Raw genomic sequence first — 22,119 nt, forward strand, 5'->3', positions numbered from 1 at the left:
GACATGTGTGGCATCGCAGGAACGTATCGATGGCCGGACGGGAAGGCCGTGACCGACCGGCTCACCGACACCCTCGCCCACCGCGGCCCGGACGGGGCGGGCCGGTACAGCCACTCCGCCGGTGACGGCGAAGTGCACCTCGGGCACCGCCGGCTGGCCATCATCGACCTGTCCGGTACCGGCGCCCAGCCGATGGTCTCGGACGGCCTCGCCCTGACGTACAACGGCGAGCTGTACAACGCACCCGAACTGCGGGCCGAACTGGCGGCCGCCGGGGTGCGCTTCCGCGGCACCTCCGACACCGAGGTGCTGCTGGAGGCCTGGCGGCGCTGGGGCACGGACTGCCTGCCCCGGCTGCGCGGCATGTTCGCGTTCGGCGTCTTCGACGAGCGCACCGGTGAACTGGTGCTCGCCCGCGACCAGTTGGGCATCAAGCCGCTGTTCCTCCTCCGGCGCGGCGGGGGCCTGGTGTTCGCCTCAGAGCTCAAGGCGCTGGCCGCCGCCACCGGCGGGTCGCCGGCGGTGGACCATGCGGCGCTGGTGGCCTCGTTGCTGTACTACTGGGTGCCGGACACGCGGTGCGCGTTCCGTGAAGCGGAGAAGCTGCCGCCGGGGAGCTGGCTCAGGGTGCGGCCCGACGGCCGGGTGGAGCGCGGCCGGTACTGGCATCTGAAGGACATCGCCGCCGAGGGCCGGGAACGGGCCCGGAGCGGCGAGCAACCGGACCTGGCCGCCGTCGTCGAGGAGTCGACCCGGCGCCACCTGCTCTCCGACGTCCCCGTGGCGACCTTCCTCTCCGGCGGCCTCGACTCCAGCTGGCTGACCGCCCTTGCGGCCCGCCACCAGCCCGGGATCTCCGCTTACACGATCGGGTTCCGCGCCGAGGACGCCAGGTTCGAGGCGATGCCGGACGACCTGCGCTACGCCCGGCAGGTGGCCGAGCGGTTCGGCGTCGACCTGCACGAGATCGAGATCGCCCCGAACGTGCTCGACCTGCTGCCCCGGATGACGCACCACCTGGACGAGCCGATCGGCGACCCCGCCGCGATCAACACCTTCCTGATCTGCTCGGCAGCGCGCGAGGCCGGGGTCAAGGTGATGCTTTCGGGAATGGGCGCCGACGAACTGTTCGCCGGGTACCGCAAGCACCTGGCCAACCTGCTCGCGCTGCGCTACCAGCGCGTCCCGCGTCCCCTGCGGCGCGGTGTGTCCAGGGCCGTGGACCGGCTGCCGGTCGCCACGGCCCGCCGCGGATACCGGTCCGTGCGCTTCGCGAAACGGTTCCTCTCCTTCGCCGAGCTCCCGGAGGAGACCGCGTTCCGGCGCAGCTACACCATGTACGACGAGGACGAGCTGCTCGCCCTGGTCCACCCGGACCTCGCCGGGACGGTCGACGACGTACTGACCGAGCACGCGGACGTCTACCAGGACAACGACCTCGACGACTTCGTCAACCGCATGTGCCTGGCCGACGCCCGGCTGTTCCTGCCGGGCCTGAACCTCACCTACACGGACCGCTCCAGCATGGCGGCGTCCACCGAGGTGCGGGTGCCGTACGTGGACGTCGAGGTGGTGAAGGCGGCGTTCGCCGTGCCCGGCGACCGCAAGATCGCCGGACGGCAGGGCAAGGCCGTCCTCAAGGAAGCGGCCACCTCGATCCTGCCCCGGGAGATCGTGTACCGCCCCAAGGGCCTGTTCAGCGCCCCGCTGCGGGCCTGGATGAGCCGGGACCTGGCACCGCTGGTGCGCGAGGTGGTCAACGACGGCGAGCTCGTCCGCTCCGGGTTCCTGCGCCGTGACGCGCTGGCGCGCATGGTCGCCGAGGACGCCGCCGGGCAGCGGGACTTCTCCAAGCATCTGTGGCATGTGCTGACCCTCGAGTACTGGTACCGGGGCGCGACTTCTGGGGAGAACGGGTGAAACAGGTAGTGCAGAACTACAAGAGCGGCGAGCTGGCGGTGCTCGACGTGCCGGTGCCGGGGTGCAAGCCGGGCGGTGTGCTGGTCCGCAGCGCCTACTCACTGATCTCCACCGGCACCGAGATGATGAAGGTGTCCGAGGCCGGCATGTCGATGCTGGGCAAGGCCCGCTCCCGCCCGGACCAGGTGGCCAAGGTCATGCAGAGCGTGGCCACCAACGGGGTGCCCGCCACCTATCGCAAGGTGATGGGCAAGCTGGACTCCTACACGCCGCTGGGCTACTCGCTGTGCGGGGTGGTCGAGCAGGTCGGCGCCGGGATCGACGACGTGAAGGTCGGCGACCTCGTGGCCTGCGCCGGCAACGAGCACGCGCTGCACGCCGAGCTGAACTGGGTGCCGAAGAACCTCTACACCCCGGTGCCGGACGGCCTCGCGCCGCGGCATGCCGCCTTCGGCACCGTCGGATCGATCGCGCTGCAGGGCGTCCGCCAAGGCGAGTCACGGCTCGGCGAAGTGGCACTGGTCATCGGCCTCGGGCTGATCGGGCAGCTGGTGGTGCAGCTCCTCGCCGCCTCGGGAGTCCGCGTCGTCGGGGCCGACCCCGACCCGGCACGCTGCGAGCTCGCCGCGCGCCTGGGCGCCGCGGCCTGCGGCGACCCCGCGTCCGCTGCCGTGGAGACCGCCGTCGCCGAACTCACCGGCGGGCACGGCGTGGACCAGGTGTACCTGGCCGCCGGCGGCGGCAGCAACCAGCCCGTCGAGCTGGCCGCCCGGCTCTGCCGGGACCGCGGCCGGGTCGTCGACATCGGCAAGTGCCGCCTGGACCTGCCGTGGAACGCGTACTACGAGAAGGAGCTCGACGTCCGGTTCTCCCGGTCGTACGGCCCCGGGCGCTACGACCCGGAGTACGAGCTGGAGGGCCGGGACTACCCGATCGGCTACGTGCGCTGGACCGAGCGCCGCAACCTGGCGTGCTTCCTCGATCTCCTCGCCCGCGGCAGCGTCGACGTGGAGCCCCTGATCTCCCACATCGCCGACTTCGACGACGCCGTGGAGACGTACCAGCGCCTGAAGGACGGCGAACTGAAGGCCGTGGCGGTGCTGTTCCGGTATCCCGACCAGCCGGTGGCAGCCGAGGCTCCGGCGGTGGCCGTGCCCTCGGTGAACGTGCGAGCGTCCACTCCGGTCCGCTCCGTCAAGTCGCCGGTGCGCCTCGCGTTCGTCGGCGCGGGAAACTACGCGACGTCGATGCTGCTGCCGCACCTGGCACAGCGCGACGGCGTAGCGCTGTGGACCGTCGTCACCACGACGGCGCTCTCCGCGGCCAACGCGCAGCGGAAGTTCGGCTTCGCCCAGGCGACCACCGACCTCGACGCCGTGCTCGGCGACAAGACCATCGACGCGGTGTTCGTCGTCACCCGGCACAGCTCGCACGCCGAACTGACCCGAAGAGCACTGCTGGCCGGCAAGGCCGTGTTCGTGGAGAAGCCCCTCGCCCTCACCGAGGACGAGCTCGCCGGGGTGCTCGCGGCGGTGGAGGAGTCCGGCAACGACCGGCTCCAGGTGGGCTTCAACCGCCGGTTCTCGCCGCTGCTGAACGAGGCCAAGCAGCGGTTCGGCGCCCGGACCGGCCCGGCGAACCTGCGCTACCTGGTCAACGCGGGCCAACTGCAGCACGGCAGCTGGTACCTCCAGCAGGGCACCGAGGGCTCACGGTTCGCGGGCGAGGGCGGGCACTTCATCGACACGGCGAGCTGGCTGCTCGGCGCCGACCCGGTCTCGGTGTACGCGGTCGCCGCACCCGGCAACGAGGACCTTCAGGTCGTACTCCGCTACCCGGACGGGTCCACCGCCACCCTCAGCTACGTCACCACCGGCGCGCCCGGCTTCCCCAAGGAGACCCTCGACATGGTCGCGGACGGCAAGGTGCTGCGGCTCGACGACTTCGTCCGTGCCACTGTTTACGATGGCCGCCGTAAGCGGTGGGTCAGTTCGCGGCTGCCCAAGGCCCGGGACAAGGGCCAGAACGCCGAGCTGGCCGCGTTCATCAAGGCCGTGCGCACCGGCGGGCCGATGCCGGTGCCGCTGGAGTCGCTGGTCGCCACCACCGCGGCCACCCTCGCCGTGCAGACCGGTCTGGCCAGTGATGCGCCGGTGACGCTGGTGGGGCCGCGATGACCATGAGCGTGGGATGGTACCTGCGGCGGTTGTCCAGGATGGGACCGCAGGAGGTCGCCGGCCGGGTGGGCGACGCGGTGCGCAGACGGCGGTGGCGGTCGGCACGCCCTCACTGCCCGAGCGTCACCGGCGCCCGGTTCACCGCGGTCCTGCCCGCCGGTGCGATCACCGCCATACCTCCGGACGCCGCGAAACGTCTCCTCGCCGAGGCGGACCGGCTGATGTACGGGCACATCGAGTATTTCGGTGTGGTCCGCGACGACCTGACCGACCCGGACTGGTGGTACGACCCGAAGGCCGGGCGCCGGGCTCCGTGGGGCTACGCCTTCGACGTGCCGTACCGGGACGAGGACGCGGTCGGGGACATCAAGCAGATCTGGGAGCTGTCCCGGCACCAGTACCTCACCGTGCTCGCCGCCGCCTACACGATCACCGGGCACGAGCGGTACGCCGAGCGCGTGGCCGCGCACCTGCGGTCGTGGTGGACGGCCAACCCACCGCTGCGCGGCGTGCACTGGATCAGCGGCATCGAGCTGGGCATCCGGCTGCTGTCCTGGGTGTGGATCCGCCGGCTGCTCGACGGCTGGCCCGGCGCGGTTGGGCTGTTCGAGCACAACCCGTTGGCGCGGAACCAGATCTGGCACCACCAGCGCTGGCTGGCCGCCTTCCCCAGCCGGGGGTCCTCGGCGAACAATCACGTCATCGCCGAGGCCGCCGGGCAGTTCGCCGCGGCCTGCGCGTTCGACTGGTTCCCCTCCTCGGCGCGCTGGCGGGCCGACGCGCTGCGGTCGCTGGAGCGGCACCTGCGAAGCAACACCTTTCTCTCCGGCCTCAACCGTGAGCTGGCCACCGAGTACCACGGACTCGTGCTGGAGCTCGGCCTGGCCGCGGTGGCCGAGGCGGACGCCGCCGGTGTGCCGGTCCCCGCCACCATCCGGCTGGTACTGCTGCGGATGACCGACGCGCTCGCGGCCGTCGTGGACAGCCGGCTGCGGCCGCCGCGCCAGGGGGACGCGGACGACGGGCACGGTCTGGTCATGGACGGCGCGGGCACCGACCGCTGGGCCTCGCTGCTGGCCACCGGGGACGCCGTGTTCGGCCGGCTCGCCTGGTGGCCGACGGTGACCGGCACCGATGTGCGCACCCCGCTGCTGGCCGCGCTCATCAAGCCCACTGAACCGGCTGTGACCCGTCCAGCGAGCCGACCGGCGCACTTCGCGGACGCGGGCATGACCATCCTGCGCGGCCAGGGGGAAACGGGGGAGATCTGGTGCCGCTGCGACGGTGGCCCGCACGGCTTCCTGTCCATCGCCGCGCACGCCCACGCGGACGCGCTGTCCGTGGAGGTCCGGCACGACGGCGTCGACGTGCTCGCCGACCCGGGGACGTACTGCTACCACGGGCAGCCCGAGTGGCGGCAGTACTTCCGGTCCACCCTCGGCCACAACACCCTGCAGCTGAACGGCGCTGACCAGTCCGTCTCCGGCGGCCCGTTCCTGTGGACCCGGCATGCGCGCACCCGCGTCGTGGAGGCGGGTGCGGCCCGTTGGTCTGCCGAGCACGACGGCTACCAGGGCGCCGTGCACCGACGCCGGGTCGAACTGGTCGCCTCGACGCGGGAGTTGAGGATCGTCGACGAGGTGCGAGGCCCGGGCCGCGACGTACGTCTGGCGTTCCACCTCGGCCCCGCGATCACCGCACACCTGACGGGCGACCGAGCAGTGCTCACCTGGACCCTGGACGGCGAGGACCGCTCCGCGGAGCTGGAACTGCCCGGCGAGCTGAACTGGCGGGCGCACCGCGGCGAGACCGCGCCGCCGCTGGGCTGGTACTCCGCCGGCTTCGGGCGCAAGGAACCCACCACCACGCTGGTCGGCACCGGCTTCGCCGACAGCGCTGTGTTGTCGGGGGAGTTCACCACCGTGCTCAGGTTCCACGGCTAGGGGGGCGCGTGGAGAGCAAGAGACGGCACCGGGCGTGGGCGGCGGCACCGCTGACGCTGGTCCTGCTGGCGGCGACCGGCTGTACGAGCACGCCGGAAGCCCCGGCGAAAGCGGCCGGTGCGCCGTCCAGGTCCGGGCCGCCGGCCACGCCCGTGGCCCGGGTGTGCGCCGAGCCCGCGGCCGGGCCGGCGAAGCCACCGGCGGGCGCGGTGACGGTCGACCCCGCGGTGGTCGGTGACCTGGCCGCGAAGACCAAGGGCAGTCCGCCCGACACCACGTTCTGGCTTCGGCCTGGCAAGCACAGGCTCGACCCGGACCGCTACGCCCAGGTCGTCCCCAAGAAGGGGAACCGCTACCTCGGTGCGCCGGGCGCGGTGCTCGACGGCCGGAAGAAGAACCAGTACGCGTTCGGCGGCAGTGCCCGCGACGTCACCATCCGCCACCTGACCGTGCAGGGTTTCGTCGCGCCGCAGAACGAGGGCGTGGTCAACCATGACTCGGCCGACGGCTGGGTGATCGAGCACGCGACGATCCAGCACAACTCCGGCGCCGGGCTGATGGCCGGTGCCCGCCAGCGGGTCCGCGCCAGCTGCCTGCGCGGCAACGGCCAGTACGGCATGAACGCGTACAAGGCCGGCGGCCGTATCGGCGACCTGGTGGTCGAGGGCAACGAGATCACGGGCAACAACACCGGCGACTGGGAGCGGCGGCGGAAGGGCTGCGGCTGCACCGGAGGCATCAAGTTCTGGGCCGTCGACGGTGCCGACGTACGCGGCAACTGGGTGCACGACAACCGCGGAACGGGGTTGTGGGCGGACACCAACAACAACGACTTCCGCATCGAGAACAACGTGCTCGAGACCAACGACGGTGCCGCGCTGATCTACGAGACCAGTTACAACGCGGTCATCAGGAACAACACGATCCGGCGGAACAACTGGGTCGAAGGCCGCAGGGCGGCCGACCGCGGCGACAGCTTCCCGTACGCGACCGTCTACCTGTCCGAGTCCGGCGGCGAACCACGGATCGGAGCCCGCACCGACAAGATCGAGATCTACCGGAACGTGCTGGAGGACAACTGGTCCGGGATCACCCTGTGGGAGAACGCCGACCGGTTCTGCAACAGCCCGGCCAACACCTCCTCCGGCCACTGCACACTGCTGGTCCGGGACACCGACCGCTGCGCGGAACCGGCGATCGCCACCCCACCGCTCTACGCCGACTGCCGGTGGAAGACCCAGCGGGTGGACATCCACGGCAACCGCTTCGTGCTCGACAAGTCCGTCGCCGAGTGCACCGTGAAGTGCGACCGCATGGCGGTGCTGGCCAACTACGGCACCTATCCGGACTGGTCGCCGTACCAGGGCGAACGGGTGGCCGAGGCGATCACCCGCGAACAACACAACCGCTGGCACGACAACGTCTATCTCGGACCGTGGAAGTTCGTCGCCCACGACCCGAGCCGGCTGCTCGACTTCGGGCAGTGGCAGGGCGCGCAGTACCAGCAGGACACGGGCAGCACCTTCCAGCCGCGGGACGGTGGTTGAGATGCGTGCTGAGACGAGTGGGACCGCACCGAAGACCGTCGGCATCGTCTGGGGACTGCTGATCCTCAACACGCTCGGCTCCGCCGGGGCGAAGACCATCGTCCCGCTGCCCCGCTCCCTCATCCAGATGGTCACCATGGGCGCGCTGGCCGCCGCGTTCGCGCTGGCGCTGGCACTCAATCTCCGGCTGCGCGTCCGAGCGAGCGCCTACTTGTGCCTGCTCACCCTGCTGCTGGTGACGAGCGTGCTCTCCAGTGCGCACCTGGAGTCCGGATTCGGCGCGCTGTTCCGGTGCGCCCGGCTGGCTCTCTTCGTCGGCACACTGTGGCTGCTCAGCCGCTGGTGGGACGGCGGCCCGACGTTCGTCCGGCACCACATCCGGATGTACTTCGCGGTGCTCGGGTCGGTGGCCGCAGGGCTGGCCATCTCACCGGGCGCGGCCCTGCCCGACCTCTACGGCGGACGCCTTGTCGGCGCGTTGTGGCCGCTCACGCCGCCGCAGATCGGCCAGTACGCCGCGGTGATCACCGGGCTCACGGTGCTGCTCGTACTGGGCCGCCGGACCGACAAGGCCGGCGCGGCGGTGGTCATCGTGCCGTCACTCGTCCTGCTCGCGCTGACCCATACCCGCACGGCGACGGTCGGTCTGCTCATCGGGCTGGCGCTGGCGATCGGCTCGCTCCTCCTGACCAGCGCCGCGGCGCGGCGGTTCTTCACCTGGGCGGTGCTGTGCGCCGCAGTGGCCGCGGTGGTGTTCAGCTCCGCGCTGCAGGCGTGGTTCCTGCGCGGGCAGAGCCAGGAGAACTTCTCCAACCTCACCGGCCGGGCCAAGGTCTGGGACGCCCTGCTGGCAGCGGACCGGTCGACCGCGGAGCAGGTGTTCGGAGTCGGCCTGGGCGACAAGTCGTACGGCGGGCTGCCGATCGACAACAGCTGGCTGGCCGTCTACCAGGAACAGGGTCTGACCGGCGTCGCCCTGGTGGCGGCGATCGTCATCGTGCTGGGCGGCGTCGCGTTGCTGCGGCCACCGTCGCCGTCGAGGGCCTGCGCGATCTTCCTGATCAGCTACTGCGCGATCGCGTCGTACACCGAGGCCGGCCTCGGCGACGCCTCGCCGTATCTGTTGCATCTGGCCGTCGCCGCCTCGCTGTTGGCGGCACCAGCACCAGCACCAGCGCCTGCCGCGGCCGGCCCCCTTCCCACGCCCGAAGGCCCTCGACGACGCATTCCGGAATGGGCCCAGAGATCGGAGGGGATCTGAGCATGCACGGCATCCACGTCCTCGTAGTGCACAACCGCTACGCCTCGGCGCAGCCGAGCGGGGAGAACAAGGTCGTCGACCAGGAGGTGGCGCTGCTGCGCGACGCAGGCCACCGGGTCGAGGTGTTCGAGCGGCGCAGCGACGACATCGCCGCCCGGTCCCTGCCGCGCAAGGCCGCGGTGCCGCTCCTTGTGCCGTGGAATCCGGCGGTACGCAAGGAACTCGCCGCCCGGCTCCGCACCGCACGCCCTGACGTGGTGCACGTCCACAACGTCTTCCCGCTCCTGTCGCCCGCGGTGCTGGCAGCCTGCGCCGACGCCGGCGTGCCCGCCGTCGCCACGCTGCACAACTACACCCAGGTCTGCCCGCCCGGCACGCTGCAACGGGACGGCCGGCCGTGCACCGAGTGCGTCGGGTCGGCGGCGCCGCTGCCCGCCGTACGGCACGGCTGCTACCGCGGCTCCCGGCTGGCGACGGTGCCGCTCGCGGTCAGCCTGTCGGCCAACCGGCGGCGGTGGTGGTCCGGCGTGGCGCGGTTCCTCTGCATCTCCGCTGCGCAGCGCGACGTCCTGGTGCGGGCCGGGATGCCGGCCGAGCGGCTGGCGGTGAAGCACAACTTCGTGCCGGAGCCGGGTGCCCGCCGGGAGGGCGCCGGCGAGCATCTGCTCTACCTCGGCCGGCTCGCCGAGGCCAAGGGCCTACGGCTGCTCATGGCCGCGTGGGACGAGAACGCCGCGGCCGGCGGTGTGGGCGTGCCGCTCGTGATCGCCGGCGCGGGTCCGCTGGAGGGAGAGGTGACCGCCTGGGCCGCGGGCCGGGACGACGTGCGGTACGTCGGCCTGTACGACACGGCGGAGTGCCGGGAGGCCATCGCGCGGTCGGTCGCCGTGGTGGCGCCCTCGACGTGGCTGGAGGCGTTCGGCCTGGTGGCCGTGGAGGCGATGGCGGCCGGGGTCCCGGTCGTCGCCGCCGGTCACGGCGCCTTCGTCGAACTCGTGGAGGACGGGGTGACCGGGCTGCTGCACCGGCCGGGCGAGGCCGCCTCGCTCGCGTCCTGCATACGCCGGATCGCGGGCGGACCGGACCGCAACCGGGAGATGGGCCAGGCGGCCCGGCGCCGTTACGAGCAGGGCTTCAGCCCGGCCGTCGGGCTGGAGCGCCTGGTGGAGGAGTACCGCACCGCGATCGCGGGTCGGACGGAATCAATGGGGGGCAGTAAATGACAGGATGCCGACTCTGCGGCTCGGCGGCGCTGGCGAGCGTCGTCGATCTCGGGGCGACACCACCCTGCGAGAGCTTTCTCGCCGCGGACCAACTGGACGAGCCGGAACCCGCGTACCCGCTGCACCTGCGGGTCTGCACCGACTGCTGGCTGGCGCAGATCCCGCCGCTGATCACGCCGGAGGAGACGTTCAAGGAGTACGCGTACTTCTCCTCGTACTCGACCTCCTGGGTGGAGCACGCGCGCAGGTTCGTCGCCGATGCCGTGCAGCGGGTGGGACTCGACACCGAAGGCTCCGACGGCTCCGAAGGCTCCGACGCCTTCGTGGTCGAGGTCGCGAGCAACGACGGCTACCTGCTGAAGCACGTGGTGGAGCGCGGGATCCGCTGCCTCGGCATCGAGCCGTCGGTGAACGTCGGCGCCGCGGCGCGCGAGGCCGGTGTGCCCACGCTCACGGAGTTCCTGAGCCCGGCCACCGGCGCCGCAGTCCGCGCGGAGCACGGCCCCGCGGACCTGGTCGTGGCCAACAACGTGTACGCGCACATCCCCGACGTGGTCGGGTTCACCCAGGGGCTGCGCGCCCTGGTCGCCGACGACGGCTGGGTCTCCATCGAGGTGCAGCACCTGCTGACCCTGATCGAGGAGAACCAGTACGACACGATCTACCACGAGCACTTCCAGTACTACACGGTCGCGTCCGCGATCCGGGCCCTCGCGAGCGGCGGACTCGCGCTCGTGGACGTCGAGTTGCTGCCCACGCACGGCGGCTCCATCCGGCTGTGGGCCCGGCCCGCCGAGGTGGCCGGCGAGCCGTCGCAGAGCGTCGCCGATGTGCTGGACCGGGAGAAGGCCGCCGGGCTGCAGGAGCTGTCCGGCTACACCGAGTTCTCAGCGCGGGTGGCCAAGGTACGCCGGGATCTGCTCCGGTTCCTCATCGAGGCGGCCGAGCGCGGCGAGACGGTGGTCGGCTACGGCGCCCCGGGCAAGGGCAACACCCTGCTCAACCACTGCGGCGTCCGGCCCGACCTGCTCCCGTACACGGTCGACCGCAACCCCTACAAGCACGGCAGGTTCACCCCGGGCACCCGCATCCCGATCCTGCCGCCCGAGCGGATAGCCGCCGACCGGCCGGACTACGTCCTCGTCCTGCCGTGGAACCTGCGGGCCGAGCTGGTCGAGCAGCTGTCCTACGTCCACGAGTGGGGCGGCCGCCTGGTCTTTCCCATCCCCGAACTGAGCATTGTCGAGGTCAACAAGTCATGAAGGTCGTACTGTTCTGCGGCGGTTACGGGATGCGGATGCGGAGCGGTGCCGCCGACGACGTGCCCAAGCCGATGGCGATGGTCGGCCCCAGACCGCTCATCTGGCACGTCATGCGCTACTACGCGCACTTCGGGCACACCGAGTTCATCCTGTGCCTCGGCTACGGGGCGCACCACATCAAGGACTTCTTCCTCAACTACGAGGAGACGACGTCCAACGACTTCGTGCTCCGGGGCGGGGTGACCGAGCTGCTGTCCACCGACATCTCGGACTGGACGATCACGTTCGCGCAGACCGGCGTCGAGTCACCGATCGGGGAGCGGCTGCGCCGGGTGCGGCACCACCTGGACGGCGACGAGATGTTCCTCGCCAACTACGCCGACGTGCTCACCGACGCCCCGCTGGACGAAATGATCGACCGGTTCGCCCGGCGCGACGCCGGTGCGTCGATGATGGTGGTGCCTCCGCAGTCCTCCTTCCACTGCGTGGACCTGGGCGAGGACGGCCTGGTGGGAGGCATCACCGCGGTGAGTGAACTGCCGCTCTGGGAGAACGGCGGCTACTTCGTGCTCCGCCAGGAGGTCTTCGACCACATACCGGAGAACGGGGACCTGGTCGCCGACGGCTGCACCGAACTGGCCAAGCGGGGACGGCTGGTGGCGCACCAGCACCGCGGCTTCTGGAAGCCGACCGACACGGTGAAGGAGCGGGCCGCGCTCGACGCCGCCTACGCCCGGGGCGACCGCCCGTGGGCCGTGTGGGAGCGGGACCGCGCGGGGGTGACGGTGTGATCCGGCTCAGCACCGGGCGCCTGGAACGGATCGTCGCGGTGGGCGCACACTGCGACGACATCGCCATCGGCGCCGGCGGCACACTGCTGACGCTGTGCCACGCGCGGCCGGGTGTCCGCGTCGACGCACTGGTGCTGTCCGGCGGCGGCAGCGAGCGGGAGCAGGAGGAGCAGGCCGCGCTCGCCGCCTTCTGCCCGGGCGCCGACCTGCGGCTGACCGTGCTCAAACTGCCGGACGGCAGGATGCCCGTGCACTGGGACGAGGCCAAGGCTGCGGTCGAGGAACTGCGCGCGCAGACCGACCCGGACCTGATCCTGGCCCCCCGCACCGACGACGCGCACCAGGACCACCGCGGCCTGGCGCAGCTGATCCCCACCGCGTTCCGCGACCACCTCGTGCTCGGCTACGAGATCGTCAAGTGGGACGGCGACCTCGGCCGGATGGCCGCGTACCAGCCGCTGTCGCCCGAGACCGCCGAACAGAAGGTGCGGCTGCTGCAGGAGCACTACCCCTCGCAGCGGCACCGGCCCTGGTACGACCGCGAGGCCTTCCTCGGTCTCGCGCGGATCCGCGGCATCGAATGCCACGCGCGCTACGCCGAGGCGTTCGCCGTCACCAAACTCACGCTCGACCTGGGCGCCCTCGATGCGGGCACCTTCAACCTGGGGGACTGAACCTTGCGCGTACTGCTGACCGGACACCAGGGCTACCTGGGCACCGTGATGGCCCCGGTCCTCACGGCCGCCGGACACGAAGTCATCGGCCTCGACTCCGGCCTGTTCGCCGACTGCGTCCTCGGCCCGTCGCCCGCGGACCCGCAGGGGCACCGGGTGGACCTGCGTGACGTCACAGCGGAACACGTGGCCGGGGTGGACGCCGTGATCCACCTGGCCGCGCTGTCCAACGACCCGCTGGGCTCGCTGGCGCCGGAGCTCACCTACGACATCAACCACCACGCGTCCGTACGCCTCGCCAGGCTGGCCCGCGACGCCGGAGTGCGGCGCTTCCTGTATGCCTCGACGTGCTCGGTGTACGGCGCCGCGGGCGGTGACGAACTCGTCGGCGAGGACGCCCCGTTGCGCCCCGTGACGCCGTACGCGGAGTCCAAGGTGCGGGTGGAGGACGACCTGCACGCGCTCGCCGACGACGACTTCACCCCGGTGTACATGCGCAACGCCACCGCCTTCGGCTACTCGCCGCGGCTGCGCGCCGACATCGTGCTGAACAACCTGGTGGGCCACGCGCTCCTGTCCGGCGAGGTACTCGTCCTCTCCGACGGCACCCCCTGGCGTCCCCTGGTGCACGCCGCCGACATCGCCCGTGCCTTCACGGCCGCGCTGACCGCGCCCCGCGAGGCGGTCCACGACCGGGCGTTCAACATCGGCAGCGAGACCAACAACGTCACGGTCGCCGAGATCGCCGAGCAGGTCGCCGAGGCGGTGCCCGGTGCGAAGGTGAGGATCACCGGGGAGTCCGGTGCCGATCCGCGCTCGTACCGCGTGGACTTCTCCCGGTTCCGCGCCGCGATCCCCGGCTTCGACTGCGAGTGGACGGTGAAGCAGGGCGCGCTCGAACTCGCCGACGCCTACCGGCAACACGGGCTGACCCGGGAGGACTTCGAGCAGCGCTTCACCCGGCTTGCCGTGCTGCGCGCGACGTCCGAGGCCGGCGCCGTCGACGACACCCTGCGGCGGCGCCCGTGACCGGGATCGGCGAGGAGATGTACGCCCTGGTGGAGCGGCTGTACCCGCTGTGCCGGAGCATCACAGGGGACGGTGTGCGCGCCACCCTCGACATCGTCGGCGAGTACATCCCTCTTCACGTGCACGAGGTGCCGACCGGGACCCAGGTCCTGGACTGGACGGTGCCACAGGAGTGGAACATCCGGGACGCGTACATCGCCGATGCCACCGGCCACCGGGTCGTCGACTTCGCCGCGTCCAGCCTGCACGTGCTCGGCTACAGCGTCCCGGTGTCGGCGACGCTGCCGCTGGCCGAGCTGCGCGAGCACCTGCACACGCTGCCGGACCAGCCGGGCCTGGTGCCGTACCGCACCAGTTACTACAAGCCCGAGTGGGGGTTCTGCCTGGCGCAGGACACCCTGGACGCCATGCCGGACGGCGAGTACGAGGTGCGTATCGACTCGACGCTCGCCGACGGTCACCTCACCTACGCCGAGCACGTGATCCCGGGGCAGGTCCCCGACGAGGTGATCGTCTCCTGTCACGTCTGCCACCCGTCGCTGGCCAACGACAACATGGCGGGCGTCGCGGTGGCGACGTTCCTGGCGCGGGCACTGGCCGAGCAGAACCCGTACTACACCTACCGGTTCGTCTTCGCGCCCGGCACCATCGGCGCGATCACCTGGCTCGCCCGCAACAAGGAGCGGGTGGACCAGGTCAAGCACGGGCTCGTACTCGCCTGCGCCGGCGATCCCGGCAACCTGACGTACAAGCAGAGCAGGCGCGGCGACGCGGAGATCGACCGGGTCGTTCGGCACGTGCTCGCCACCTCCGAACGGCCGCACCGCGTCACCGAGTTCACGCCGTACGGATACGACGAGCGGCAGTACTGCTCGCCCGGGTTCGACCTCGGCGTCGGCTCGCTCACCCGCACCCCGTACGCGGGCTATCCCGAGTACCACACCTCGGCGGACAACCTGGACTTCGTCTCCCCGGAGGCGATGGCGGACACCCTCGCCGTCTGCCGCGAGGCGTTCGCCGTCCTCGACCGCAACCGGAGGTATCTGAACCTCAGCCCGTACGGCGAACCGCAGTTGGGGCGGCGCGGGCTCTACGACGCGCTCGGCGGGCGCAGCGACACCAAGGAGGCCCAGATGGCCATGCTCTGGGTGCTCAACCTCTCCGACGGTGAGCACAGCCTGCTGGACGTCGCCGAGCGGTCCGGGCTGCCGTTCGACACCGTCGCCGCAGCGGCCGACGCCCTGCGCGACGCCGGGCTGATCAAGGCATGACGCCGATGACCACCGAGGGGGAGAGGGCGAGGCCGAAGGCGGCGGCCGCCGGGCGGGCCCTCGCCGGGCGGCTGTCCTGGGGCCTCGCCGACCAGGCGGCCTCCAGCATCAGCAACTTCGTGGTGGGCGTCTACGTGGCCCGCTCGCTGGGGGTGACCGCGTTCGGCGTGTTCAGCCTTGCCTGGGTGACCTACGGCGTGGTGCTCAACGTCTCCCGGGGACTGGCCACCGACCCGCTCATGGTGCGCTTCAGCGGCGTGCCGGACGCGTCCTGGCGCGCGGCGGTGGCCCGCTCTTCGGGTACCGCGCTCGGCGTCGGCACCGCCCTCGGCGCGGCGTCCGTGCTGGCCGGCCTCGCCCTCGGCGGCGGCGTGGGGACCGCGTTCGCCTGCCTCGGCGTCGTCCTGCCGGGACTGCTGCTGCAGGACGCGTGGCGGTTCGCGTTCTTCGCCGCCGGCGCCGGGCGGAAGGCGTTCGTCAACGACCTCGTGTGGGGCGTCGCGCTCGTCCCGGCAATGATGGTGGCGGCTCGCGTGGGCAGTGTGGCCGCTTTCGTGCTCGCCTGGGGCGGGTCCGCCGCGGTGGCCGCGGTGTACGGCTGCCTCCAGTCCGGCATCCGGCCCCGGCCGACCGGAGCCCGCGAGTGGCTTCGCGAGCACCGTGACCTCGGCTCCCGGTACCTGGTGGAGAACGTCAGCAACAGTGGCGCGAGCCAGCTGCGGGCGTACGGGCTCGGTGCGATCGTCGGGGTCGGCGCGGTGGGCGTGATCCGTGGCGCCGAGCTCCTGCTCGGCCCGTTCCTCGCCGTACTGATGGGGCTGTCCCTGGTCACCGTCGCGGAGGCGGCGCGGGTGCTGCGGCGGGACCCGCACCGGCTCGGCGCGTTCTGCCTCCTGCTGGGTGGCGGGCAGGCCGTCGCCGCGCTGCTGTGGGGCGGTGCGCTGCTCCTTGTACCGGACCGGGTCGGCGAGCTCGTGCTCGGGGGCGTCTGGACCGCTGCCTCGGAGCTCATCGTGCCGGTCACGCTCGGCGTCGCGGGTGCAGGGCTCGGCACCGGCGCGGCGGCCGGACTGCGCGCGCTCGGCGCGGCCCGGCGCAGCCTGCGCAGCCAACTGGTCGCCTCCGCCTGCTACGTCGTCGGCGGGCTCGGCGGCGCGGCCGCGGGCGGCACGGTCGGCTCGGCCTGGGGCGTCGCCGCCGCGACCGTCGGCAGCTCGGCCGTGTGGTGGCTGCACCTGCGGTCCGCCCTGCGCGAGCACCACCGCAATCCGATCTCCGAAGTGAGGACCACATGACCGCCCACCCCCGGCTGAGCATCGGCCTGCCCGTCTACAACGGTGAGGAGTACCTGGCCGAGTCGCTCGACGCCCTGCTCGGCCAGACCTACGAGGACTTCGAGCTGGTCATCTCCGACAACGCCTCGACCGACGGGACCCAGGACATCTGCCGGAAGTACGCGGCGCAGGATTCGCGTATCCGGTACATCCGGCTGCCCCGCAACATCGGCGCCGCGCCGAACCACAACTACGTGTTCACCCAGTGCCGCGGCGAGCTGTTCAAGTGGGCCTCGCACGACGACCTGTACGCCCGGGACCTGCTGCGGCGCTGCGTGGAGGCGCTGGACGAGCGGCCCGAGGTGATCCTCGCGCACGCCGACCAGGCGGTCATCGACGAGGACGGCAAGGTGAAGGTCCCGTACGCGTACACGCTCGCCACCGCCTCACCGCACGCACCGGAGCGCTTCCGCAGCCTGCTGTTCGAACCCGGCGGCGACGACTTCTACGGGGTGATGCGGGCCGACATGCTGCGCCGGGTGAGGCCGCACGACAGCTACCACCACGCGGACCGCACGTTCGTCGCCGAGATCACCCTGCACGGGCCCTTCCACCAGGTGCCGGAGCTGCTGTACTTCCGCCGCGACCACCCCACGCGCGCCGAGCGGGCGAACCCTTCCAAGCGCTCCCGGTGCGTGAACCTGGACCCGCGCCGGGCGGGACCGCTGCACCCGACGCCGCGGCTGCTCGCCGAGTACGTCTGGGGCTTCGTCGCGGCGGTCCGGCGGGCGCCGTTGTCCCCGGCCGACCGGCGCGCGTGCTACCGCCACCTGGCCGCATGGATGACCAGCCGGGCCCGCCCTGGCGCCGGCGAGCGGGTCGAGGACCGCGCCCCGGTCGACCCGGCCGAGCTCAGTGTCTCCGTCGACGCCCTCGTCGCCGGCCGCGCGGGGAGGCAGCCATGACTCCGGTGCGAGTGGGGGTGTTCGGCCTGCTCGGCTCCGGCAACCTCGGCAATGACGGGTCGCTGGAAGCCGTGCTCGGGTACCTCCGCGCCGAGCACCCGGATGCGGTCGTGGACGCGCTGTGCGGTGGGCCGGAGACCGTCGCGGCCCGGTACGGGATCCCCGCGGCGCGGCTGAACTGGTACCGCGGGGAGTACCGGACCGCATCGCGTGCGGGCGCGATCGCGGCGAAGGGCCTCGGCAAACTCGTCGACGCCGTCCGCACCGCCGCCTGGGTGCGCAGGCACGACGTGGTGATCGTGCCGGGCATGGGCGTCCTGGAGGCCACGCTGCCGCTGCGGCCGTGGGGCTTCCCGTACGCGCTGTTCCTGCTCTGCGCGAGCGGCCGGCTGGTCGGCACCCGCGTCGCGCTGGTCGGCGTCGGCGCGGACAGGATCAGCGACCGGCCGACCCGGGCTCTGGTGCGCTGGTCGGCGCGGCTGGCCGCGTACCGGTCGTACCGGGACGCCCTGTCCCGCGACGCGATGCGGGAAATGGGCGTGGACACCGCGCGCGACGAGGTCTGTCCGGACCTCGCGTTCGCCCTGCCGACGCCGTCCGCGGGCACACCCTCGGGCACGGTCTGCGTCGGCGTCATGGACTTCCACGGCGGCAACGACGACCGCGCCCGGGCCGCGGAGATCCACCGGCGCTACCTCGACGGGACGACCCGGTTCGTGCGCGCGCTGGTCGAGGACGGCAGGCAGGTCCGGCTGCTCACCGGCGACGCGTGCGATGCGCCGGTGGTCGCCGCGATCCTCGACGCGGTGGACTCACCACTGGTCACGGCCGCCGAGGCGGCCTCGCTTGCCGACCTGATGAAGGAGACGGCGGCCGCCGACACCGTGGTGGCGACCCGCTACCACAACCTGATCTGCGCCCTGAAGGCCGGCACACCGACGCTCGCCCTCAGCTACGCGGCGAAGAGCGACGCACTCATGGACCGGATGGGCCTTGCCGAGTACAGCCACCCCGCCCGCGAGATCGACGCCGACCGGCTGCTCGAACAGTTCCGGGAACTGGAGGGCCGATCGGGGGAGCTGCGGCGGACCCTTGCCGAACACAACGCGGTCGCCACCCAGCAACTCAGGAACCATTTCGCCGAGTTGACCGCGGCCCTGTTCCCGGTCCACGCCCTGCAGGAGACTCCATGAAAGCGACCGAAGTCCCGGCAATCACCGGTGCGTATCTCTTCGAGCCGACCCCGTACGCCGACGAGCGCGGCTTCTTCTGCCGTACCTTCGACGCCGACGTGGTCCGCTCGGTGGGCCTCGACCCGGACGCCTTCGTCCAGGACAGCGTGTCCCGCTCGGTCCGCGGCGTGCTGCGCGGCCTGCACCTGCGCTCCGGCGCAGGCGAGGCCAAGCTCGTGCGGTGCTCGTACGGGAAGATCTTCGACGTCGTCGTGGACCTGCGGCCGGACTCGCCGACCTACCGCACCTGGGCCTCCTTCGAACTGTCCGGTGAGACACAGGCGACGCTCTACATCCCGGCGGGCTGCGCGCACGGCTTCCAGGCGCTGACCTACACCGCCGACACCTCGTACCGGATCGACCGCCCGCACGATCCGGCCGAGGACGTGACGATCGCCTTCGACGACCCGGAGCTCGCCATCCCCTGGCCGCTGCCGGTCACATCGATGTCCCGACGGGACCGGGAGGCGCCGAGCCTCGCCGAGGTCCTGAAGCACAAGGAGAGGTGAGGTCCCCGTGGACACCGAAGAGTTCCGGCTTCCCCGGTCGCGGGCGGCGAACGAGCGGCTGCACGCGATGATCCCCGGAGGCGCGCACACCTACGCCAAGGGCGACGACCAGTACCCCGAGAACCTGGCCCCGGTCATCAGCCACGGCCGCGGTGCCCACGTGTGGGACATCGACGGCAACCGGTACATCGAGTACGGCTCCGGGCTGCGGTCGGTCAGCCTCGGCCACGCCCACCCACGCGTGACCGAGGCCGTGCGGCGGCAACTCGACCGCGGCAGCAACTTCGTCCGGCCGTCCATCGTGGAGGCCGAGGCCGCGGAACGCTTCCTTGCCACCGTGCCGACCGCCGAGATGGTGAAGTTCACGAAGAACGGCTCCGACGCCACCACCGCCGCCGTACGCCTCGCCCGCGCCGTCACCGGCCGCCCGCGGGTGGCCCGCTGCGCCGACCACCCCTTCTTCTCCACCGACGACTGGTTCATCGGCACCACGCCGATGTCGGCCGGCATCCCGGCGGCGACCACCGATCTCACGGTGTCCTTCCCGTACGGGAACCTGGCCGCCACGGAGGACCTGCTCACCCGGTACCAGGACGAGATCGCCTGCCTGATCCTCGAACCCGCCGCCCACACCGAGCCACCGCCCGGATACCTCGCGGGCCTGCGCGAACTGGCCGACCGCCACGGCTGCGTACTCATCTTCGATGAGATGATCACCGGCTTCCGCTGGTCCGAGGCCGGTGCCCAGGGCCTGTACGGCGTCGTCCCCGACCTCTCCACGTTCGGCAAGGCGCTGGGCAACGGCTTCGCCGTCTCCGCACTGGCCGGACGCCGCGAGCTGATGGAGCGGGGCGGGCTGCGTCACTCCGGCGACCGGGTGTTCCTGCTGTCCACCACGCACGGTGCGGAAACCCACTCCCTGGCCGCGGCCATGGCCGTACAAACCACTTACACCGAGGAGGGCATCACCGCGCGGCTGCACGCCCTCGGCGAGCGGTTGGCCTCCGGTGTCCGCGACGCCGCGGCGAGCATGGGCGTCGGCGACCACGTCGTCGTCCGGGGCCGGGCCAGCAACCTGGTCTTCGCCACCCTCGACGAGAACGGGCAGCCGTCGCAGCAGTACCGCACCCTGTTCCTGCGCCAACTCCTCGCGGGCGGAGTGCTGGCCCCGTCATTCGTCGTGAGCAGCGCGCTCACCGACGCCGACATCGATCACACCGTTGACGTGGTGGCCCAGGCATGTGCGGTCTACCGGAAGGCACTGGACGCCGCCGACCCCACCCCCTGGCTGGGCGGGCGACCGGTGAAGCCCGTCTTCCGCCGCCTGGCGTGACGGAGCGTCAGCCGAGCTCACCCCGACCGGCGCCGGCCCCCTGGCCGACCAGCCACGCGGTCGCCGGTACCACCGCCACCGCGGTGCACCAGCCGCCGAAGGCGTCGGTCGGGTAGTGCGCGCCCAGGGCGACCTGGGCCCATCCCATCGCGGCGCCGGCAACCAGCGCCGCGGCGAGGACGAGTGACGTGCCGGCCGTCCTGCCCAGGCCGAGCCGGCCGGTCGCGAGCAGCGCCACCACGAGAGCGAGGGCGGTGAGGAAGGCGGTGTGCCCGCTCGGGTAGGACAGGTTGTCGGCACCGTGGATGGTACGTCCCACCACGGGCTTCAGCAGCGTCGTCGTCGCCACGGCCATGCCGGGGCCGACGACGGCGAGCACCGCCGCGCGAGGACACCGAAGCAGCAGGCAGCCCGTCACGACGGCCACGACCAGCGTCGCCGCTCCGGCGGGCTCACCGAGGAAGTCCGTGACCAGAGCGACGTTCCGCCACGGCGGCCGCACACTGTCCGCCGTCGGCTGGACGATCCACCTGTCCACCCTGCCGGGCTCGCTGTGGCCGGCGTACAGGACCCCGAGCACGACGACCACCAGTGCGGCGAGGGCCGCGACCGGCCCGAGCCACGCGCGCAGCGACGGGGGCAGCACCGCGGGCGCCGACCGGCCGGTCACCCGCCCACCGCGCACTTCTGCCAGGCGATCCAACGCGAGCCCCCTGTTCCGTAGCGTCCCCGAAGCCGGATCCCTCATCCTGGCGTAGATCGCTGAGTCGGAGCGGCTGATGCCGGAAGAAACGGGTCGCGTTGGCCGGAACGCTGGTCCTGTACCGGTAAGAGCGCTCTTCCAGCGCGCCGACCCCGACCGGGCACTGCACGTCCACGCAAGCCAGGCCGAAGCGCACATGCTGCGCAGCGCGGGTGAACTGGTAGAGCTCATGGCCGCACGGCGGCAGGCGTCAGAACCGCCTGACCGCCGCCGCCCTCGGGTGACGTCGCCGCCCTCGGGTGACGTCCGCAGTTACCGCAGAACGCCTTGCGCACTGAGAGGGAAAACCACCGCGGAGCGGGACCAGGGGAGCCGGTGCGGGTGTGCAGGGGCTCCCGCCACGGCGGAGGGCACCGGCAGTTCGAACCAGACGGTCTTTCCGCGGCGCGCCAGCGTGCTGCCCCAGCACAGCGCCAGTGCGTCCACCAGGCCCAGGCCTCGCCCCCTCTCCTTGTCCATGTAGGGGTGGACCAGCACCGGCAGGGCCCGGTAACTGTCCAGGACCTCGCAGCGCAGGAGCCCGTTGCGCAGGAAGAGCCGCAGCCTCGCCGGTCCGGGAGCGTGCTGCTGCGCATTCGTGACCAGTTCGTTGGTCAGCAGCAGGGCACTGTCGGCCTCCTCGCTGATTCCTGCTCTGGTCAGCCAGCTGCGGACGGCTCGCCGGGCCAGGAGCGGCCCGTCAGCCATGGCGCTGATCGCAGTACTGAGGTAGGTGGTGACCGTACTGAGGTCGGCCGGCGCGTCTTCAGGCATCAACATTGCTGTCCTTCCGGTCGGACCCACTGTGCGCCGCCCGGGCCCCGTGCGCACCGGGAGAAATACCCGCTCGCATACCTGTTGGGTGAGGGGCCTCCCTGCGTGAGGGACCTCCCTGCGTGAGGGGCCTCCCTGCGTGAGGGCACTCCGCAGTCAGCTCCCGGCACAAGCGGTGCGGCAATGCCAAGG

Annotated in this window: 18 protein-coding genes; 16 read left to right on the forward strand and 2 right to left on the reverse strand. The window is 71.9% G+C overall.

All coding sequences use genetic code 11. From position 1 onward, the window contains the following. Window positions 1-3: 3 nt before the first annotated feature. The 16 genes from asnB to AAC944_RS32630 are packed head-to-tail and all read left to right on the forward strand — an operon-like array spanning window position 4 to window position 20,411. Window positions 4-1,920, forward strand: coding sequence for an asparagine synthase (glutamine-hydrolyzing) (gene asnB / locus AAC944_RS32555; protein WP_030609253.1), 1,917 nt, complete (start codon window positions 4-6; stop codon window positions 1,918-1,920). After that, window positions 1,917-4,097, forward strand: a complete 2,181-nt coding sequence (locus tag AAC944_RS32560) for a bi-domain-containing oxidoreductase (protein WP_030609252.1) — start codon at window positions 1,917-1,919, stop codon at window positions 4,095-4,097. The genes asnB and AAC944_RS32560 overlap by 4 nt, the downstream gene beginning before the upstream one ends. Next, a complete protein-coding gene (locus AAC944_RS32565; RefSeq protein WP_030609249.1) occupies window positions 4,094-6,040 on the forward strand; it encodes an alginate lyase family protein in 1,947 nt (648 codons plus the stop codon). Before AAC944_RS32560 ends, AAC944_RS32565 begins: the two co-directional genes overlap by 4 nt. 8 nt (window positions 6,041-6,048) lie before the next feature. Then, a complete protein-coding gene (locus tag AAC944_RS32570) occupies window positions 6,049-7,587 on the forward strand; it encodes a right-handed parallel beta-helix repeat-containing protein (protein WP_030609246.1) in 1,539 nt (512 codons plus the stop codon). A gap of 1 nt (window position 7,588) precedes the next feature. Next, on the forward strand, window positions 7,589-8,848 hold the full coding sequence (locus AAC944_RS32575) for a membrane protein (protein WP_030609244.1): 1,260 nt from the start codon (window positions 7,589-7,591) through the stop codon (window positions 8,846-8,848). A gap of 11 nt (window positions 8,849-8,859) precedes the next feature. Further along, complete coding sequence (locus AAC944_RS32580) at window positions 8,860-10,071, forward strand: glycosyltransferase (protein ID WP_030609241.1); 1,212 nt, start codon at window positions 8,860-8,862, stop codon at window positions 10,069-10,071. Then, window positions 10,068-11,333 (forward strand): class I SAM-dependent methyltransferase, encoded by a 1,266-nt coding sequence (locus AAC944_RS32585; RefSeq protein ID WP_030609238.1) that lies wholly within the window; start codon window positions 10,068-10,070, stop codon window positions 11,331-11,333. The genes AAC944_RS32580 and AAC944_RS32585 overlap by 4 nt, the downstream gene beginning before the upstream one ends. Beyond that, window positions 11,330-12,124 (forward strand): glycosyltransferase family protein, encoded by a 795-nt coding sequence (locus tag AAC944_RS32590; protein WP_030609234.1) that lies wholly within the window; start codon window positions 11,330-11,332, stop codon window positions 12,122-12,124. Before AAC944_RS32585 ends, AAC944_RS32590 begins: the two co-directional genes overlap by 4 nt. Continuing rightward, complete coding sequence (locus AAC944_RS32595; RefSeq protein WP_051871452.1) at window positions 12,121-12,798, forward strand: PIG-L deacetylase family protein; 678 nt, start codon at window positions 12,121-12,123, stop codon at window positions 12,796-12,798. Before AAC944_RS32590 ends, AAC944_RS32595 begins: the two co-directional genes overlap by 4 nt. A 3-nt stretch (window positions 12,799-12,801) precedes the next feature. Then, window positions 12,802-13,827: an NAD-dependent epimerase/dehydratase family protein gene (locus AAC944_RS32600; protein ID WP_030609228.1), complete on the forward strand. Its 1,026-nt coding sequence runs from the start codon at window positions 12,802-12,804 to the stop codon at window positions 13,825-13,827. 17 nt (window positions 13,828-13,844) lie between these two features. Then, the gene (locus AAC944_RS32605; RefSeq protein ID WP_030609225.1) at window positions 13,845-15,098 is read left to right on the forward strand and encodes a DUF4910 domain-containing protein; all 1,254 of its coding nucleotides are present in this window, start codon (window positions 13,845-13,847) and stop codon (window positions 15,096-15,098) included. A 5-nt stretch (window positions 15,099-15,103) separates the two neighbouring features. Then, window positions 15,104-16,393: an MATE family efflux transporter gene (locus AAC944_RS32610; protein ID WP_030609221.1), complete on the forward strand. Its 1,290-nt coding sequence runs from the start codon at window positions 15,104-15,106 to the stop codon at window positions 16,391-16,393. Then, window positions 16,390-17,337, forward strand: coding sequence for a glycosyltransferase family 2 protein (locus tag AAC944_RS32615; protein WP_030609218.1), 948 nt, complete (start codon window positions 16,390-16,392; stop codon window positions 17,335-17,337). Before AAC944_RS32610 ends, AAC944_RS32615 begins: the two co-directional genes overlap by 4 nt. Further along, window positions 17,334-18,530: a polysaccharide pyruvyl transferase family protein gene (locus AAC944_RS32620; protein WP_030609214.1), complete on the forward strand. Its 1,197-nt coding sequence runs from the start codon at window positions 17,334-17,336 to the stop codon at window positions 18,528-18,530. Before AAC944_RS32615 ends, AAC944_RS32620 begins: the two co-directional genes overlap by 4 nt. Next, window positions 18,527-19,078: a dTDP-4-dehydrorhamnose 3,5-epimerase gene (gene rfbC, locus AAC944_RS32625; protein WP_030609211.1), complete on the forward strand. Its 552-nt coding sequence runs from the start codon at window positions 18,527-18,529 to the stop codon at window positions 19,076-19,078. The genes AAC944_RS32620 and rfbC overlap by 4 nt, the downstream gene beginning before the upstream one ends. A gap of 7 nt (window positions 19,079-19,085) precedes the next feature. Further along, window positions 19,086-20,411 carry a glutamate-1-semialdehyde 2,1-aminomutase gene (locus tag AAC944_RS32630; protein ID WP_030609209.1) on the forward strand — a complete coding sequence of 442 codons (1,326 nt, stop codon included), beginning with the start codon at window positions 19,086-19,088 and terminating at the stop codon, window positions 20,409-20,411. Window positions 20,412-20,418: 7 nt separating this feature from the next. On the opposite strand, the gene AAC944_RS32635 is transcribed toward AAC944_RS32630, so the two are convergent. Together AAC944_RS32635 and AAC944_RS32640 are read right to left on the reverse strand one after the other, a co-directional pair. After that, a complete protein-coding gene (locus tag AAC944_RS32635; protein WP_030609206.1) occupies window positions 20,419-21,081 on the reverse strand; it encodes a phosphatase PAP2 family protein in 663 nt (220 codons plus the stop codon). Window positions 21,082-21,426: 345 nt separating this feature from the next. Beyond that, a complete protein-coding gene (locus tag AAC944_RS32640) occupies window positions 21,427-21,927 on the reverse strand; it encodes an ATP-binding protein (RefSeq protein WP_196942807.1) in 501 nt (166 codons plus the stop codon). Window positions 21,928-22,119 lie beyond the last annotated feature (192 nt).

It is taken from the genome of Streptomyces sclerotialus (assembly GCF_040907265.1).
GTDB lineage: Bacteria > Actinomycetota > Actinomycetes > Streptomycetales > Streptomycetaceae > Streptomyces > Streptomyces sclerotialus.